Annotated in this window: 17 protein-coding genes; 6 read left to right on the top strand and 11 right to left on the bottom strand. The window is 63.8% G+C overall.

Going from position 1 to position 15,766, the window contains the following annotated elements:
* Window positions 1–47 precede the first annotated feature (47 nt).
* On the bottom strand, window positions 48–239 hold the full coding sequence (locus HJC04_RS16495; protein ID WP_221122524.1) for a CsbD family protein: 192 nt from the start codon (window positions 237–239) through the stop codon (window positions 48–50).
* A gap of 119 nt (window positions 240–358) precedes the next feature.
* The gene (locus HJC04_RS16490; protein ID WP_088396070.1) at window positions 359–964 is read right to left on the bottom strand and encodes a YqgE/AlgH family protein; all 606 of its coding nucleotides are present in this window, start codon (window positions 962–964) and stop codon (window positions 359–361) included.
* Window positions 965–1,105: 141 nt separating this feature from the next.
* On the opposite strand from HJC04_RS16490, the gene HJC04_RS16485 reads away from it, so the two are divergent.
* From HJC04_RS16485 to HJC04_RS16465, 5 genes are all read left to right on the top strand, one after another.
* A complete protein-coding gene (locus HJC04_RS16485) occupies window positions 1,106–1,945 on the top strand; it encodes a protein-disulfide reductase DsbD domain-containing protein (RefSeq protein ID WP_221122525.1) in 840 nt (279 codons plus the stop codon).
* 81 nt (window positions 1,946–2,026) lie between these two features.
* Window positions 2,027–2,512: a peroxiredoxin gene (locus HJC04_RS16480; RefSeq protein WP_210628915.1), complete on the top strand. Its 486-nt coding sequence runs from the start codon at window positions 2,027–2,029 to the stop codon at window positions 2,510–2,512.
* A gap of 551 nt (window positions 2,513–3,063) precedes the next feature.
* Window positions 3,064–3,813: a metal ABC transporter ATP-binding protein gene (locus HJC04_RS16475; protein WP_221122526.1), complete on the top strand. Its 750-nt coding sequence runs from the start codon at window positions 3,064–3,066 to the stop codon at window positions 3,811–3,813.
* Entirely contained in the window at window positions 3,810–4,682 is an 873-nt protein-coding gene (locus HJC04_RS16470; protein ID WP_221122527.1) for a metal ABC transporter permease, read from the top strand. The genes HJC04_RS16475 and HJC04_RS16470 overlap by 4 nt, the downstream gene beginning before the upstream one ends.
* A gap of 16 nt (window positions 4,683–4,698) precedes the next feature.
* The gene (locus HJC04_RS16465) at window positions 4,699–5,601 is read left to right on the top strand and encodes a metal ABC transporter solute-binding protein, Zn/Mn family (protein ID WP_221146657.1); all 903 of its coding nucleotides are present in this window, start codon (window positions 4,699–4,701) and stop codon (window positions 5,599–5,601) included.
* Between the two features lie 61 nt (window positions 5,602–5,662).
* Here the strand turns inward: HJC04_RS16465 and HJC04_RS16460 are convergent, their stop codons facing one another.
* The 6 genes from HJC04_RS16460 to thrC form a co-directional block, all read right to left on the bottom strand.
* On the bottom strand, window positions 5,663–5,971 hold the full coding sequence (locus tag HJC04_RS16460; protein ID WP_210628911.1) for a Dabb family protein: 309 nt from the start codon (window positions 5,969–5,971) through the stop codon (window positions 5,663–5,665).
* Window positions 5,972–6,077: 106 nt separating this feature from the next.
* The gene (locus tag HJC04_RS16455) at window positions 6,078–6,497 is read right to left on the bottom strand and encodes a hypothetical protein (protein WP_210628910.1); all 420 of its coding nucleotides are present in this window, start codon (window positions 6,495–6,497) and stop codon (window positions 6,078–6,080) included.
* 84 nt (window positions 6,498–6,581) lie between these two features.
* A complete protein-coding gene (locus HJC04_RS16450; protein ID WP_210628909.1) occupies window positions 6,582–9,494 on the bottom strand; it encodes a sensor domain-containing phosphodiesterase in 2,913 nt (970 codons plus the stop codon).
* Window positions 9,491–10,105 (bottom strand): GNAT family N-acetyltransferase, encoded by a 615-nt coding sequence (locus tag HJC04_RS16445; protein WP_210628908.1) that lies wholly within the window; start codon window positions 10,103–10,105, stop codon window positions 9,491–9,493. Before HJC04_RS16445 ends, HJC04_RS16450 begins: the two co-directional genes overlap by 4 nt.
* A gap of 28 nt (window positions 10,106–10,133) precedes the next feature.
* Window positions 10,134–11,429, bottom strand: coding sequence for a pitrilysin family protein (locus tag HJC04_RS16440; RefSeq protein WP_210628907.1), 1,296 nt, complete (start codon window positions 11,427–11,429; stop codon window positions 10,134–10,136).
* A gap of 3 nt (window positions 11,430–11,432) precedes the next feature.
* Window positions 11,433–12,857: a threonine synthase gene (gene thrC / locus HJC04_RS16435; RefSeq protein ID WP_221146656.1), complete on the bottom strand. Its 1,425-nt coding sequence runs from the start codon at window positions 12,855–12,857 to the stop codon at window positions 11,433–11,435.
* Between the two features lie 263 nt (window positions 12,858–13,120).
* Between thrC and HJC04_RS16430 the strand changes: the two genes are divergently transcribed.
* Window positions 13,121–13,768, top strand: coding sequence for a hypothetical protein (locus HJC04_RS16430; protein ID WP_210631687.1), 648 nt, complete (start codon window positions 13,121–13,123; stop codon window positions 13,766–13,768).
* 306 nt (window positions 13,769–14,074) lie between these two features.
* Here the strand turns inward: HJC04_RS16430 and HJC04_RS16425 are convergent, their stop codons facing one another.
* The 3 genes from HJC04_RS16425 to HJC04_RS31790 form a co-directional block, all read right to left on the bottom strand.
* Window positions 14,075–14,764 carry an HAD family hydrolase gene (locus HJC04_RS16425; RefSeq protein ID WP_210628905.1) on the bottom strand — a complete coding sequence of 230 codons (690 nt, stop codon included), beginning with the start codon at window positions 14,762–14,764 and terminating at the stop codon, window positions 14,075–14,077.
* Between the two features lie 187 nt (window positions 14,765–14,951).
* Window positions 14,952–15,395 (bottom strand): hypothetical protein, encoded by a 444-nt coding sequence (locus tag HJC04_RS16420; protein WP_210628904.1) that lies wholly within the window; start codon window positions 15,393–15,395, stop codon window positions 14,952–14,954.
* Between the two features lie 9 nt (window positions 15,396–15,404).
* Window positions 15,405–15,749 carry a hypothetical protein gene (locus tag HJC04_RS31790; RefSeq protein WP_210628903.1) on the bottom strand — a complete coding sequence of 115 codons (345 nt, stop codon included), beginning with the start codon at window positions 15,747–15,749 and terminating at the stop codon, window positions 15,405–15,407.
* Window positions 15,750–15,766 lie beyond the last annotated feature (17 nt).

Below are 15,766 nucleotides of genomic sequence, written 5' to 3'. Positions count from 1 at the left end.
CGCTGCGCGCGTGCGCAGCAGGCATGGTTTATCCGGGCTGCTGTGGTTCAGAGCCGGTCGACGGCGCCCTTGAGCTTGTCCTTGACCTTGCCGGCTGCGACCTGCCCCTTGCCCTTGGCTTCCTGGACGTCGCCCTTGGCCTGCATGTCGCGATCGCCTATGGCCTTGCCGGCGGCCTGCTTGGTCTTGCCGGCAATTTCGTTTGCCTTGCCTGAAATCTTGTCGCTGGTGCTACCCATCTGTGATGTCTCCATTCTCGGCGACGGACCTCTCGTCCGCGCGGGAAGGGAACGTCACTCGCGCCTATTCGTTCCCGCGACCGTCAGGTGAGCCGCGACCGTCAGGTGAGCCGCGACCGTCAGGCGTGGCCGGCTTCAGCCGAAAGCATGGCGGCGTTGATGCCCATGCCGGCGAGCGCCCGCTCGTATTTGTCGTCGAGATTGCGGTCGAAGATCAGTTCCTCATTGGCAGGGCAGGTGAGCCAGCCATTGTTGGCGACCTCGTTTTCCAGCTGGCCGGCCGCCCAGGAGGAATAGCCGAGCAGCATCGTCGCGCGCTTCGGCCCCGCGCCCTTGGAGATGGCGCGCACGATGTCGAGCGTTGCCGTCAGGCAGATGTCGTCGCTGACCGGGATCGAGGAGTCGCTGGCATAATCGTCCGAATGCAGCACGAAGCCGCGGCCGCTCTCCACCGGGCCGCCCGTCTGGATCGGGAAATCGCGCGCCCGCTGCGGCAGCACGATCGGTTCTTCCTGCTTGATCATGTCGAGATGCTGGAGCACGTCGGTGAAGGTGAGGCTCTGCGGCCGGTTGATGACGAAGCCCATGGCGCCGGCATCCGAATGCGCGCAGATGTAAATCACCGTGCGCGCAAAATTGCGGTCTTCCATGCCGGGCATGGCGATGAGGAACTGGCCATCGAAGAAGCCACGTTCCCGTCTGTTCTTCAGCGTCGATAAGGACATCGTTCCTCCTGCTGCCAGACCGCACCAAGGCCCCGACAAGAGAAAGATGGGCCAATGTCACAAATCAATCAACCGAAAATGAAGATTTAAATGGCCGCGGCTTCTGGCGGCCAGAGAGCACTTTCGGTAAACCGTTGTTCCATGATGATTATTTTCATGGCCCCGCGACGGCTTTTGATGGCGGTCATTTCCGTGGCCGCGGCCCTCGTCCCCTTTTGTTCCGCAAAAGCGGAGATGAGCGCCTGGGCCGAGGCCGAGGGCGGCCGCATGCGCCTGGTGGCGCTGGCGCCCGATGCCGGCGGCAAAATCCGCGCCGGCCTGCAGATCGAACCGAAACCCGGCTGGATCACCTATTGGCGCGAGCCCGGCAACAGCGGCATTCCGCCTCAGGTCACCATCGCGCCGGCCAGCGGTGTGACCCTCGATGCCATTGCCTATCCCGTCCCGAAGCATTTTTTCAAAGGCGGGATCGAGGATATCGCCTATGACGCGCCGGTGACGCTGCCGCTATCCTTGACGGCGGCTGGCAAAGGCGGAGTCGAGATCGACGCCACGGCTTTCATCGGCATCTGCAGGGATATCTGCGTTCCCTTCCAGGCGAATTTGAGCCTGAAGCTCGGCCGCGCCATGCAGTCGCACCCGGAGGAAGAGGCGATCCTGGCGGCCGCTGACGCGACGCTGCCGAAGCCGCCGTCGGATGATTTCAAGGTGACGGCGCATGCGATCTCAGCTGATCGGAAGACGCTGTCGCTGACGCTCGCTCTGCCGGGTGACGGCAAGGGGACCCCCGATATCATCGTCACCGGCCCGAGCGGTTATGCCTTCACCAAGCAGAGCGGCGGCAAACGCGATGGCGCCACCTTCAAGACCGATATGATGATCGGCAGGCTGCCCAGGGATTACGACATGTCAGGCAAGCGCTGGGGCGTGCTTGTCATCGATGGCGACAGGGCGATGGAGACCACGCTTGCCTTTGAGTGACCGGCACTTATAGTCGCCCTATTCCCAGGCGGCGCCCGCCGCAGAGCACGAACCCAACAAGCCAAACCCGAGGAGAAAACCATGACCATCGCGATCGGCGACAAGCTTCCGGCCGCCACCTTCAAGGAAAAGACCACCGACGGCCCGGTCGAAATCACCACCGAGCAGCTCTTTGCCGGCAAGCGCGTCGTGCTCTTTGCCGTGCCGGGCGCCTTCACGCCCACCTGCTCGCTGAACCACCTGCCGGGCTATCTCGAAAACCGCGATACCATTCTTGGCAAGGGCGTCGACGACATCGCCGTTCTCGCCGTCAACGACTGGCATGTGATGGGCGCCTGGGCGCAATCCTCGGGCGGGCTCGGCAAGATCCACTTCCTCGCCGATTGGGACGCCGCCTTCACCAAGGCCGTCGGCCTCGAAGCCGACCTCTCCGCCGGCGGCCTCGGCCTGCGATCCAAGCGCTATTCGATGCTGGTCGAAGACGGCGTCGTCAAAGCCCTCAACGTCGAGGAAAGCCCCGGCCAGGCGACGGTTTCCGGTGCAGCGGCGATGCTGGAACTGCTTTGAGTTTTCATTCCGAGAGATAAAGGGGCGGCCATTCGGTCGCCCTTTTCAATTGTTGCCGCGCCGCTCGTGTGCTGGCGAATTGGCGGAGACGCCCTCCTTCTTCCCAGGCCACGGCTGCTCTGTCATGCGGAGTAGCTGCCCCTCACCCTAACCCTGTCCCGGTAAACGGGGAGAGCGGACCTGCCAAGCGAGAGTCTACCGGGGAACGGAGAGGTCGCGGCGTGTCCCTTCGCCCCGCAAGCGGGCAGAAGGTGCGGGCAGGCGGATGAGGGGCAGCCGCCATCTCCTGGGCCGAGATGAAGGGGCCGACGCCAAGAAAGGGCATGGCGTTCGCGCCCTTTTCAATTCCACGATAGTCCAAGCCTCAATCTTGCCGCAATCGTTATAACATTACAGCAGTAATGTTATTACATTTTAGGATCAGCCATGCCGCGAAACCCCGATCGCCTTCCCATCAGCCTCATGGGACAATCGGCCTTATCGAGGGCAGTCGGCATCACACTGGTCATTGCCGTCCTCTGGCTCGCCATCCGCTGGGCGGTTCTGCTGCCATGACGCCGCTGATCCGCCTCGACGATCTGACCATCGCCTATAACAGGCATCCAGCCGTCCATCATGTCTCCGGCGCCTTTGCGCCGGGCAGCCTGACGGCGATTGCCGGGCCGAACGGGGCGGGCAAGTCGACGCTGCTGAAGGCGATCATGGGTGAGCTTCGTCCGGCCGAGGGCCGGGTCGAGCACCGGCTCGGCCGGGCGGAATTCGGCTATCTCCCGCAGGCGGCCGAGATCGATCGCCGCTTTCCGATCTCGGTCATCGACACCGTCATGCTCGGCGTCTGGAAGGCGAGGGGAGCCTTCGGCCGTGTCGGCCCCCTCGACCTGAAGAGAGCAGGCGAGGCGCTTGCCGCCGTCGGCCTCGACGGCTTTGCCAGTCGCCATGTCGGGTCGCTCTCGGCCGGCCAGTTCCAGCGTGTGCTCTTTGCCCGCCTGCTGCTGCAGGATGCCGGCGTCATTCTGCTCGACGAGCCTTTTACCGCAATCGATGCCCGCACGACCCGGGATCTCGTCGAACTCGTCATCCGCTGGCACGGCGAGGGCCGCACTGTCATCGCCGTGCTGCACGATTTCGAGCTCGTCCGGGCGCATTTCCCGCAAACCTTGCTGCTTGCCCGCGAGCTTGTCGGATGGGGCTCGACCGCCGAGGTCATGTCCTCCGCCAATCTGATGAGGGCGCGCGCCATGTCCGAGCGCTGGGACGAGGACGCCGCGGCCTGCTCACCGCGAGAGGCGCCGGCGGCATGACGGCCTACGATCTCTTCCTGGCGCCCTTTGCCGATTTCGGTTTCATGCGGCGTGCCCTCGTCGCCTGCCTCTGCCTCGGGCTCGGCTCGGGGCCGATCGGCGTCTTCCTGATGCTGAGACGCATGAGCCTGATGGGCGACGCCATGAGCCATGCGGTGCTGCCGGGGGCGGCGATCGGCTATCTCCTCGCCGGCTCGTTGTCGCTGACGGCGATGGGCCTGGGCGGCCTTGTCGCCGGCCTTTCGGTGGCGCTGCTTTCGGGTGCCGTCAGCCGCATGACCGTGCTGCGGGAGGATGCGAGCTTTGCCAGCTTCTATCTCGCATCGCTGGCGCTCGGCGTGCTGATCGTCTCGCTGCGCGGCTCGAACATCGATCTGCTGCATGTGCTGTTCGGCACCATCCTGGCGATCGATGCGCCCGCTCTCTATCAGATCGGCGCGATCACTTCGCTGACGCTCGTCGTCCTCGCCGCCATCTACCGGCCGCTGGTGGCCGAATGCTTCGATCCGGGTTTCCTGCGCGCCGTCGGCGGCCGCGGCCCGGCCTATCATGTCCTCTTCCTGCTGCTGGTGGTGCTGAACCTCGTCGCCAGCTTCCAGGCGCTCGGCACGCTGATGGCGGTCGGCCTGATGATGCTGCCGGCCGCCGTCGCCCAGCTCTGGTCGCGCAGCCTGCCCGCCATGATGCTGATTGCCACCGCCAGCGCCGCCGCCTCCGGCTATCTTGGCCTGATCGCCTCCTACCATCTCGAACTCGCCTCCGGCCCGACGATCATCATGACGGCAGCCCTGATCTACGCCTTCTCAATCCTTTTCGCGCCATCCGGCATCGCCCGGCGCCTCTTTCCCCGCCCGCATCTGAAGGGCTGACCCCAAGGAGACTTCGATGACCTCACGCAGACTGCTTCTCTCCGCCGCCGCACTGCCCTCCCTGATGGCGCTCTCGGCCGCACCCGCCTCGGCCGAAACGCTGAAAATCGTTGCCTCCTTCACCGTGCTTGCCGATGTCGTCAAAGAGGTCGGCGGCGATCATGTGAAGGTGACGAGCCTCGTCGGCCCGAACGGCGATCCGCACGAATTCGAACCGTCACCCGCCGATGCTAAGAATTTGAAGGCGGCGCAGGTCACCTTCGTCAGCGGCGAAGGGCTGGAAGGCTGGATGGACCGGCTGATCACCGCCTCCGGCTACAAGGGCAAGCCGGTGACGGTCTCCGAAGGCATCGCCACCCGCACGATGGAAGAGGATGGTTCTGAGATCACCGACCCGCATGTCTGGAACAGTCCCGTCAACGTCAAGGTCTGGGTTGCCAATATCGAAAAGGCGCTGTCGGCGGCCGATCCGGCCGATGCCGCTGCCTTCAAGGCCAATGCCGAGAAATATTCAAAGACGCTCGACGAGCTCAACACATACGCCCATTCGAAATTCGACAAGATCGCCGACGACCGCCGCAAGGTGCTGACCAGCCATGATGCCTTCGGCTATTTCGGCCGCGAATATAATGTCAGCTTCCTCGCGCCGCTCGGTCTTTCCACCGAGAGCGAGGCTTCCGCCGCCGACGTCGCCAAGCTGATCGAGCAGATCAAGAGCGAGCATGTGAAGGCCTATTTCTTCGAGAATTCCAACGATCCGCGCCTCGTCAAGCAGGTCGCCAAGGCAACCGGCGCCGAGCCCGGCGGCGAGCTCTTTGTCGAATCGCTCTCCGACGCCGAGGGCCCGGCGCCGACCTATGAGAAGATGTTCCGCTACAATGTCGACCAGCTCGCCGCCGCCATGGCGAAATCGAGCTAAAGGCTGGCCGCTCTGAAAGCGCGTCGCATGAGGCTTTGATTCAAGCGGCGCGCTTTAGACGCTAAAGATTGAGGTCGAAGACCAGGATGCCGGCAAGGCCGCCGTCCGTCGAGGCGACGATACGTTCGCCGACGGCAACATGGGCGGGATGGACGAGATAGGCATCCCGCGCTTCAGCGCTTTCGAAGGTCACGGCAAAGCCATCGACGAAGCCGGCATGCAGGCCCTCGGGCGAAACATTCGGCCCGTACTTGATATCCAAAATGCCGGGGATGACCTGTTTCAGCGCGACGATCGCCTCGAACAGCGATTGCTTGTCGTCCATCGTCAGCGCCGTCTTCAGCCGCAGGAACACGCAGTGCAGGATCATTATGGTCCTCCCGATTTTCTGTGTCGGCAGCATAGCTGCGAAAGCCGGGACGGCAACGGGATTTATTTTTCGCGCCAGCCGTTGCCGAGAACCGGAGGAGGCCAGGCTACATCTGGTCGGTCGCCGCCATGTCACGATTGTAGATCTTGCGGACGAGCTCGCCGGCGTGAGCACGGGCTTCGTCCTTCTGAGCCGGCGTCATCGGCCGGCAGGTGTTCCTGAGGTTGGACCGGTCGAGCACGGTGGCCGCAGCCGAATTGGTGATGACGAGGTGCCAGCTGCAGGAGGCAACCTTGTCGACGTTCACCGCGCCATGGCATCCGGAAGACAAGCAGAAAGCCACGGTCTGCTGTGCGGCATGATCGCCCTTCTGTGCCAGCGCCAGCGCCGTCTGGAATTCCTGAGTCCATCGTTCACAATGCTTCACCCCAGGCACGCAGGCCTTCATGACGGGAGGGACGTCACCGGCCTGAAGCGGCGAAACGAAAAAGACGCCGATCGACAGGGCGAGCAGAAGTTTGAGCATCGCAAATTCCTTATGTGATAAGGGAGTGGCGCATATTGCCGGCCGCCGGTCAATCGCCATTTCTAGGGAGGTCGTCGCCGGTGATCACGCCCGTTTCGTCAGCGGAAACCGGTCACGAAGCAGCCGCAGCACCGAGTCCGAGGGCATCGGCGGGCCGAACAGATAGCTCTGCCCGTAGCTGCAGCCCATCTTGGCAAGCTCGATCGCGTCCTCGTTGGATTCGATTCCCTCGGCCACCACCTTCATCTCCAGCTCGCGCGCCATTGATATCACCGATCGGAGCACGGTCGCCTTCTTGTCGCTGCTGTCGCGCACCAGCGCCTTGTCGAGCTTGATCGTATCGAAGGGGAAGCGGGTGAGATAGGCAAGCGAGGAATAGCCGGTGCCGAAATCGTCGAGCGCCAGGCCGATGCCGGCTTCCTTCAGCTTCTGCAGCACGAGGCGGGCCTGTTCCGGATTCTCCATCACCATGGATTCCGTCAGTTCCAGTTTCAGCCGCGAAGGCGGGCAATGCGTCTTGGCGAGAACCGAACGCACGTCGTCATAGAGCTCGTTGTTGAGCAGCTGCACGCTCGACAGGTTGATCGACACGAAGATCGGCAATTCGCCGGTCTGGCTCTGCCAGCTCATCAGGTCGTTGGTCGCCTGTTCGAGCGCGAACATGCCGAGCGCCCCGATGATGTCGGAGGACTCGGCAAGCGGGATGAATTCCGACGGCGGGATATTGCCGCGCTTCGGATGTTCCCAGCGCATCAGCGCCTCGAAGCCGGCGACCTCGACGTCCTCGAGCCGGGCGATCGGCTGGTAGACCATCGACAATTCCTTGCGCTCGATGGCCCGGCGCAGATCGGTTTCGAGCTGCAGCCGGTCGGTGCCGAAATCGCGGAAGGCCGGCTGGAACGGTTCGACGCGGTTGCCGCCGGCCCGTTTTGCCCGATACATCGCAAGCTCGGCGTCGCTCAGCAGCCCGCTGGCGCTCTCCTGCCGGTCGACCCAGGAAGCGAGCCCGATCGAGGCCGTCAGGATGATCTCACGACTGGCGAAGTTGATTGGCACCATGATCGCCTTGCTGACTGCATCGGCAAAATCGGCGACCTTGGCCGGATTGTGCTCGGAGACCAGGATGAGGCCGAACTGGTCGCCGGCAAGCCGCGCCAGCGTGTCCTGTGGCTTCATCAGACGCCGCAGGCGCCGCGTCAGGGCAATCAGGATATTGTCGCCGGCGGCCACTCCAAGCGAATCATTGACCAGCTTGTAGCGGTCGATATCGATCACCATGACAGTCGGACGCAGCGTCTCGCCGGCCGGCGCCAACGCCAGCACAGACTGCAGCCGGTCGAGGAAGACCTGCCGGTTCGGCAGGCCGGTCAGATTGTCGTGCAGCGCATCGTGCAGCAGCCGCTCGACGGAGTTCTTCGGCTCGGTCACGTCGACAATCGTGCCGACGCAGCGGATGATTTCGCCGTTGGAGCCGAGCACCGGCCGGGCGCGGATCAGCAGCCAGTGGAAATGCCCGTCCTCGGCGCGAATGCGGAACTCGTGATTGAGCCGGCCGCGCCGGTGTTCGAGCAGCACGTCGAGCGTGGCGCGGAAGCGGTCGCGGTCGTCGGGGTGCAGCCGCGGCAGCCAGTTGCGCGCTGCCCCATGCATGGTGCCGGGGGAGAGGCCGAGCTTGACTGAGACGTCGGGGATGGTGACGACGCGGTCGCGCGCCACATCCCAGTCCCACACCATGTCGCCGGAGCCGGTCAAGGCCAGAGACTGCCGCTCGAGGTCGGAAAACAGCCCCTGCTGGAAGGCACCACCGGCAAAGGCGTGCTGCATGACGGTAAAGCCGATCAGCAGCACGATCAGCACCAGGCCGCCGCCGAGTGCCGGCTGGATGATGTCGTTGTCGAGCCGGCCGGTGACCGTCAGCCATGCGCCGAACAGCCAGACAAGCGTCAGCGCCCAGGCCGGCACCAGCAGAATGGCGCGGTCGTAGCGGTTGAAGCCGAGATAGATGATGAGCAGCAGGCCGGTCGCCGCCGTCAGCGCAAAGGAAAGCCGGGCAATGCCGGCGGCGATCGACGGATCGTAGATCGCCACGCCGAAGAGCAGGGCCAGGCCGAGCACCCAGGCGAGCGTGGCGTAGCCGAGATGCGCGTGCCAGCGGTTGAGGTTCAGATAGGTGAAGAGGAAGATGACGAAACTCGAGGCCAGCGCCACCTCCGCGCAGGCCCGCCATATTCGCTGGTCGGCCGAGGCGACGCTGATCAGCTTGCCGAGAAAACCGAAGTCGACGCAGATATAGCCGAGCACCGCCCAGGCAAGGGCGGCGGTTGCCGGCAGCATCGACGTGCCCTTGACGACGAAGAGGATGGTCAGGAACACGGCGAGCAGGCCAGCAATGCCGAGCACGATGCCGCGATAGAGCGTGAAAGCGTTGATCGTATCCTTGTAGGCGTTCGGTTCCCAGAGATAGATCTGCGGCAGTTCCGGCGTCGACAGCTCAGCGACGAAGGTGATGACGGCGCCGGGGTTCAGCGTGATGCGGAAGACGTCGGCCTCGTCGCTCGGCTGCCGGTCGAGCGCAAAACCTTCGCTCGGCGTGATGGCGCTGATGCGCTGCGAGCCGAGATCCGGCCAGAACAGCTTGGAATTGACCAGACGGAAATGCGGGGCGACGATGACGCGCTCCAGCTGTTCCTCCGAGACGTTGGCGAGCGCAAACACCGCCCAGTCGCCCTGATGGTTTTCCGAGCTCGCCCGGACCTCGATGCGCCGGCGGATGCCGTCGGCGCCGGCGGCCGTCGACACCTGGAAGGCCTCGCCCTGGTTGGCATAGATCTCGGTCGTCGCGGTGAGATCGAGCGCGGTATCGTCACGGGAAATCTTCACCGGTTCGGCCGCCTGGGCAACGCCCGCCGAAAGGGCGAAGACCGCCAGGAAAAGGGCTGCGATCACCGCGATCACTCGTCCGGACGGTGACTTGGGCAGCATGCTGTTTCTGGTCATCGGCTGTCGGTTTTCCTGCCTTTATCCGTATCGGTGGCGAGCCGTGAGAACATCACGTGGTCGTGCCACTGACCGTTGATCTTCAAATATCCGCGCAGATAACCTTCCCGCTGAAACCCGGCCTTTTCAAGCAGACGCATGCTGCGCGCGTTATCTGGAATACAGGCTGCTTCAATACGGTGCAACTCAAGCCCGGAGAAGATGTAAGGAATAACCAACTGAAGGGCCGCATACATATGCCCCTGGCCGGCATGGCGTTCGCCCATCCAGTAGCCGATCATGCAGCTTTGTGCCGCACCGCGCCTGATATAGCCGATGGTGATGCCGCCGACGAGCGTGCGGTTTTCCTTGAGGAAGATGAACAGCGGGATCGACTGTCCCGAGGCATATTCCTGCTTGCCGCGGATGACGCGCGCGCGGTAGGCGCCCTCCGTCAGCTCGTCGCGCCGCCAGGTCGGCTCCCAGGGTTCGAGGAATTTGCGGCTTTCGGCGCGCAGCCGGTGCCACTGGGTGAAATCCTGGTAGCGCGGCAGGCGCAAGAGGTATTTCTCATTCTCCAGCTCCACCGCATCCGGCTGCCGCGACAGGAACCGAAACACCGATTTTGGCATCGATCACTCCCGGCAGACGGACGTCGGCTCAGCTGGCCTGCATCGTCTTCGGCGCCGGGACCGAAAGCGAGGCGATGATGTCTTCCATCGGCGCGAGCTGTTCCAGCGGCCCGATTGCCGAAAGCGTCGGCACCGTATCGTAGAACAGCCGGCCGGCGAGGTCGGTCAGCCGCTCGATGGTGATGCCCTCCAGCCGTTCCATCATCTCCGGATTGGAGATCGGCCGGCCGTAGAGCATCATCTGCCGTGCGATCTGGCCGGCGCGGGCGGCCGGGCTCTCCTGGCCCATCAGCAGCTGGGCGCGGATCTGGGCGCGGGCGCGTTCGATCTCCTTCTGGTGGATCTCGCTGGCCGACTTGTGCAGCTCGTCGATGATCACAGGCACCAGCTCCGGCAGGTTTTCTCCGCCGGTAGCGGCATGAATGCCGAAGATGCCGGTATCGGAAAAGCCCCAGTGGAAGGCGTAGACGGAATAACAGAGGCCGCGGAACTCGCGCACTTCCTGGAACAGCCTGGAGGACATGCCGCCGCCGAGGATATTGGCGAGGATCTGCGAGCAGTAGAAGTCGCGGGCGTGGTAGGGCTTGCCCTCGAAACCGAGCAGGATCTGCGCGTCCATCAGGTCGCGCGGCTCGCGCACGCTGCCGCCGATATAACGCGCCGCTTCCATCACCGGCGGCGCCGAAGGCTGCGTCGGCAGGCTGGCGAAACGCTGCTCGACCATGCGCAGGAATTCCTGGTGGTCGACGGCGCCGGTGGCGACCACGAACATCCGATCGGTCGTGTAGTTGCGGCCGAGATAGGTGCGGATCTGCTGCGGCGTGAAGGAGACGACGGTCTCCGGCGTGCCGAGAATGGCGCGTCCGAGCGTCTGGTCACGATAGGCGGCCTCGGAGAAACGGTCGAACACGACGTCGTCGGGGGTATCGTTGGCGGCGTTGATCTCCTGCAGGATCACCTGCTTCTCACGCTCCAGCTCCTCCTCCTCGAAGGCCGATTCCGTCAGGATGTCGGCGAGGATGTCGACGGCGAGCGGCACGTGGTCCTTCAGCACCCGGGCATAATAGGAGGTCGTCTCGGTCGAGGTGGCGGCGTTGACCTCGCCGCCGACATCCTCGATCTCTTCGGCGATCTGGCGGGCCGTGCGGCGCGCCGTGCCCTTGAAGGCCATGTGTTCGAGCAGGTGGGCGATGCCGTGCTCGTCTTCCGTCTCGTTGCGCGATCCCGATTTGATCCAGACTCCGAGCGCAACGCTTTCCAGGTGCGGCATGGTTTCTGTGACTACTGTCAGCCCGGATTTGAGCCGGGTGCACTCAACTGTCATTGGCTATCTTTCTGCGCCTGCTGTCGTCTCGCTGCGGGCGTGCTGGCCGATAAAGGTTTCAACGGCTTTCAGCTCCGGTTTGATGATCTGGAAGCGCTCCTCCCTTTGCATCAGACCAGCAAGCCACGTCGGAAGCGCCGGGTCAATACCGCTGGCCGATTTTACGGCGACGGGGAATTTCGCCGGATGCGCGGTCGCAAGCGTCACCATCGGCGTATTCGCCTTTTCCTTCTTCTTCGCCACGAAGACGCCGATCGCCGAATGCGGATCGAGCAGATAACCGGTCTCGGCATGGGTCTTGCGGATCGTCTCGGCCACCTGCCGCTCACTGGCGCGGCCGGCGCGGAAATCGCGGCGGATCGCCTTCAGCGCTTGCGCGCCGATCTCGAAGCCGTTGGATTGCTTGAGGCTTTCCATCGCGGCGCGCACCTTCGAGGCATCGCGCCCATAGGCTTCGAACAGCAGCCGCTCGAAGTTCGACGAGATCTGGATATCCATCGACGGCGAACTCGTCGCCTTGACTGCCTTCATGTCGTAGCGGCCGGTCTTCAGCGTGCGGGTGAGAATGTCGTTCTCGTTGGTGGCGATGACGAGCCGGTCGATCGGCAGGCCCATGCGCTTGGCGCAGTAGCCGGCGAAGATGTCGCCGAAATTGCCCGTGGGCACCGTGAACGAGACCTTCCGGTCCGGCCCGCCGAGCGCCACCGCCGTCGTGAAATAATAGACGATCTGGGCCATGATGCGGGCCCAGTTGATCGAGTTGACGCCGGAGAGACGGACCCTGTCGCGGAAGGCCGCGTCGTTGAACATCGCCTTCACCAGGTTCTGGCAGTCGTCGAAATTGCCTTCGACGGCGAGCGCATGCACATTCGAAGACGTCGAAGTGGTCATCTGCCGCTGCTGCACCGGCGAGACCTTGCCGTGCGGGAAGAGGATGAAGATGTCGGTGCGCTCGCGGCCGGCAAAGGCGTCGATCGCCGCGCCGCCGGTATCGCCGGAGGTGGCGCCGACGATCGTCGCCCGCTCGCCGCGCTTTTCCAGCGCATAATCCATCAGCCGGGCGAGCAGCTGCATCGCCACGTCCTTGAAGGCAAGCGTCGTGCCGTGGAACAGCTCCATGACGAAGCTGTTCGGCCCGGTCTGGACGAGCGGCGCGATCGCCGGATGGCGGAAGGTGCCGTAGGCCTCGTCGATCATTGCCCGGAAGGTCGCCTCGGGGATCTCGCCATTGGTGAAGGGCGAGAGAATGGTGAAGGCGATCTCCTGATAGCTCTTGCCCCGGAGCGCCCGGATCTCCTTCTTGGAGAAGTGCGGCCATTCACTGGGAATATAGAGCCCGCCGTCGCGCGCCAGCCCCGTCAAGAGGGCGTCGCAAAAGCCGAGGGAAGGGGCCTCGCCGCGGGTCGAGATATAGTCCACGTTCGTCATCCTTGATCTATCGCTGGAGAAAATCCGGCCGGGCGCGGCCGTGGCCTGCTTCGCCGGAAACCGAGAAGGTGCGGCCCTGCCGACATATGATCGCCGTTATCTTGTTGAAGTTGCCCGCATCCGGCGGCGAAAAGTGCATCAAAACGGCGCGTACCCAATCGATTTTTGTTTGAGCCGCTGATATAGACCATCGCCAACCGTCGTGAAAGGCCTCACGCAAAAGACATGGGGCCTCCAAGAAACGCTTGTGCAAGGGGTGGAATATCGTGCTCGGCAAGGTCTCGCGTCTCATCGTCTCCGCTTCTCTTGTCGCCCTGCTCGCCGGCTGCAATTCGCTCGGCATAGGCGGCGACAGCAAACCGGAGGCAGCGCCCGCCCAGCCGAACGGCAATGCCCAGATCATGCCGCTGGCGCCCGCCAATCCGTCGTCCAACAATCCGTCGATCGGCACGGCCACGACTGCGCAGGGCACCGTCGCCCCGGTCGTCCAGGGCGCCTGCCCGCAGATCTTCATGCGCGATCAGGATGCGATCTTCCGCACTTACGCCAAGGGCAAGAAGGACGATCCGCAGCAGATCGCCGTCCAGGCCTCCTTCGGCGATTACACCCGCCAGTGCATGCTGAACGATACCAACCTGACGATGACCGTCGTCGCCCAACTGCGCCTCATCACGGGCCCGGCGGGCGCTCCCGGCCCGGTGACGCTGCCGATCCGCGTCAGCGTCCTCGACGGCGAGAACGTGCTCTACTCCGAAGTCACCAAGTTCCCGACCGAAATCCCGGCGGGCTCGCCGGGCACGCAGGTCATCTTCCGCAAGGAAGGCATCAAGATGCCGGTCGGCGCCGGCGCCCTGGTGCGCGTCAACGTCGGCTTCGACACCCAGCCGGCGAAGACGAAGAAGAGCAGCTAGGCCTGCCTTTGTCATGCTCGGGATATCCGTTGGATGCCGAGAGGACATAGCCGCAATCTCAGCCATTGCCACGCCCACACCGTCATTTCAGGGCTTGACTCTGGGATCCACGACCGGCACTCGGCCTCAATTGCTTGCCCACGGGGAAATGTCGCCGCTCCTCACGCAGTGCCAGCCGCATGGATCCCAGGGTCAAGCCCTGGGATGACGGAGGAGAGGCGGTGCCGGGATGCATAAGCCCCGCCGGCGCGGAGGAGAGGTAGTGCCGCGACCGCATCGGCAGCAGCCGAGCGAAATGGTCCAGGCCTAGAGCACGCCTTCCCACGCCGCCAGCGCGGCAACCACGCCCGGCAGGTCGTTCATGCGTGAGATCACCGTCTCGGCGCCGGCATCGGTGAGTTTGTCGGCATGGGCGGGGTAGCTGTGCGAGGCGCCGGTGAAGCCGATGACGCGCATGCCGGCGGCGCGGGCGGCGTGCACGCCGTGGACGGAATCCTCGACCACGACCGTCTGGTCGGGAGAGACGCCCATGCGGCTTGCTCCGTGCAGGAAGATATCCGGCTTCGGCTTGACGCGGTCGGCGCCGAGATCCTTGGCGGAGAAGACGTTGGGCGCAAACAGCGGCTTCAGGCCGACCTTGCCGAGCATCATGTCGAGCCGCTTCGTGCTCGAATTCGAGCAGATGCAGCGCTTCATCGGTAGCCTGGAGACGGCGAATTCGACGCCCGGGATCGCCTTGACGTCATTCGCCAGCCTGAGGTCGAGCAGCTGCTCGGATTTATCCAGCAGCGAGGCCGAAAGCGGGATGCTGGCCTCGCGCTCGACCTGCAGCAGGATGTTGTGCCAGGTCATGCCGGCGAAACGCTCGCCCATTTCCTCGACGCCGATCGGATATCCGGCCTCCGTCAGCAGTGCGGATTCGACTTCGGCCGCGATGATTTCGGAATCGACGAGGACACCGTCGCAGTCGAAGATGATGAGATCGAAGCCGTCCATTGTTCACGCCTTGCTGGAAATCTGGTCTTGTGCGGGGATGCTGCGGCTTTACACGATCACCGGGCAAAGCTCAACCTGATCTCAAGCATGGCTGCGATGCGGCAAGCGACCGGCTCCGTGGTCGCTGCTCAATGGTGATACTGGAGGGGCAGGGCTCGTCGAAGTTCAAGCGGCGAGCCCCGGGCAATTATTGTTCCGGCAGAATGATCTTCTGAGTGGTGGTGCTTTTCACCGGCTTTTCGCCCGGAACATGCGACATCGTACGAGTCGTGCTGTCGAGCGAGCTGCCGTCCGTGCTGGTCTTGGTGCGGGACTTGCTGAACGTGCCCTTGTCGACGGCCTGGGCCTTGGTCTGCGCCTTCAGCTTGTCGCCATTATCGTTGATATGAGTCTTGCTTTGCGCCTTTCCGTCGACCGTGGCCGCACTTCCGCCAGATCCGATCGACGATGTCGTGCCGCCATCGGTCTGGCAGGCGCCCGCCGTTCCGACCGAGCTGGCGGATGTGCCTCCGGCCGAAGCGCTTCCCGCCGTGCCGACGGTTCCGGCCGCATTACACTCCTCCGCAAGGGCGGCCGGGCTCGATGCGAGGAGCGCGATCGAGGCGGCGGCGATAAAGTTGATGGGTTTCATTGCCATCTCCTATTTGTTCGGCTTGGTGATGGAGCAGGTTCCATCGGACCGTTTCGTGATGACGGTGCCGTCCGGCCGGGTCACGCTTGCCGTCGAAAAGCTGTCGACGCTTCCCGATCCCGCCGAGGAGCCCGCCGAGGCGGATGACGAAGTGGAGCCGGTCGAACCGCTGCCCGTCGTGGTCGACGAGGACACGTGCCCGTTGCCGGCCGTGACGGTGGTTGACGTGTCTCCCGCCTGGGATTGGACGATCGTGCACGTCGTCCCGTCGTCGAGCTTGATCTCTTCCGACATTGTCGGGCCGGCGATCACAATGAGCGAAGCGGCCAGTGCGATTGTGGAAAACCGGGTCATTGGTTTCTCTCCAAGAG

It is taken from the genome of Rhizobium sp. NLR8a (assembly GCF_019685235.1).
GTDB lineage: Bacteria > Pseudomonadota > Alphaproteobacteria > Rhizobiales > Rhizobiaceae > Rhizobium.
Note: the sequence above shows the minus strand (reverse complement) of the source record. Positions and strands in the feature narration are given on the sequence as shown.

Coding starts and splice junctions, on each gene's coding strand:
- HJC04_RS16495 (WP_221122524.1), bottom strand. CDS start 239: ATGGGTAGCACCAGCGACAAGATTTCAGGCAAGGCAAACGAAATTGCC.
- HJC04_RS16490 (WP_088396070.1), bottom strand. CDS start 964: ATGTCCTTATCGACGCTGAAGAACAGACGGGAACGTGGCTTCTTCGAT.
- HJC04_RS16485 (WP_221122525.1), top strand. CDS start 1,106: ATGATGATTATTTTCATGGCCCCGCGACGGCTTTTGATGGCGGTCATT.
- HJC04_RS16480 (WP_210628915.1), top strand. CDS start 2,027: ATGACCATCGCGATCGGCGACAAGCTTCCGGCCGCCACCTTCAAGGAA.
- HJC04_RS16475 (WP_221122526.1), top strand. CDS start 3,064: ATGACGCCGCTGATCCGCCTCGACGATCTGACCATCGCCTATAACAGG.
- HJC04_RS16470 (WP_221122527.1), top strand. CDS start 3,810: ATGACGGCCTACGATCTCTTCCTGGCGCCCTTTGCCGATTTCGGTTTC.
- HJC04_RS16465 (WP_221146657.1), top strand. CDS start 4,699: ATGACCTCACGCAGACTGCTTCTCTCCGCCGCCGCACTGCCCTCCCTG.
- HJC04_RS16460 (WP_210628911.1), bottom strand. CDS start 5,971: ATGATCCTGCACTGCGTGTTCCTGCGGCTGAAGACGGCGCTGACGATG.
- HJC04_RS16455 (WP_210628910.1), bottom strand. CDS start 6,497: ATGCTCAAACTTCTGCTCGCCCTGTCGATCGGCGTCTTTTTCGTTTCG.
- HJC04_RS16450 (WP_210628909.1), bottom strand. CDS start 9,494: ATGACCAGAAACAGCATGCTGCCCAAGTCACCGTCCGGACGAGTGATC.
- HJC04_RS16445 (WP_210628908.1), bottom strand. CDS start 10,105: ATGCCAAAATCGGTGTTTCGGTTCCTGTCGCGGCAGCCGGATGCGGTG.
- HJC04_RS16440 (WP_210628907.1), bottom strand. CDS start 11,429: ATGACAGTTGAGTGCACCCGGCTCAAATCCGGGCTGACAGTAGTCACA.
- thrC (WP_221146656.1), bottom strand. CDS start 12,857: ATGACGAACGTGGACTATATCTCGACCCGCGGCGAGGCCCCTTCCCTC.
- HJC04_RS16425 (WP_210628905.1), bottom strand. CDS start 14,764: ATGGACGGCTTCGATCTCATCATCTTCGACTGCGACGGTGTCCTCGTC.
- HJC04_RS16420 (WP_210628904.1), bottom strand. CDS start 15,395: ATGAAACCCATCAACTTTATCGCCGCCGCCTCGATCGCGCTCCTCGCA.
- HJC04_RS31790 (WP_210628903.1), bottom strand. CDS start 15,749: ATGACCCGGTTTTCCACAATCGCACTGGCCGCTTCGCTCATTGTGATC.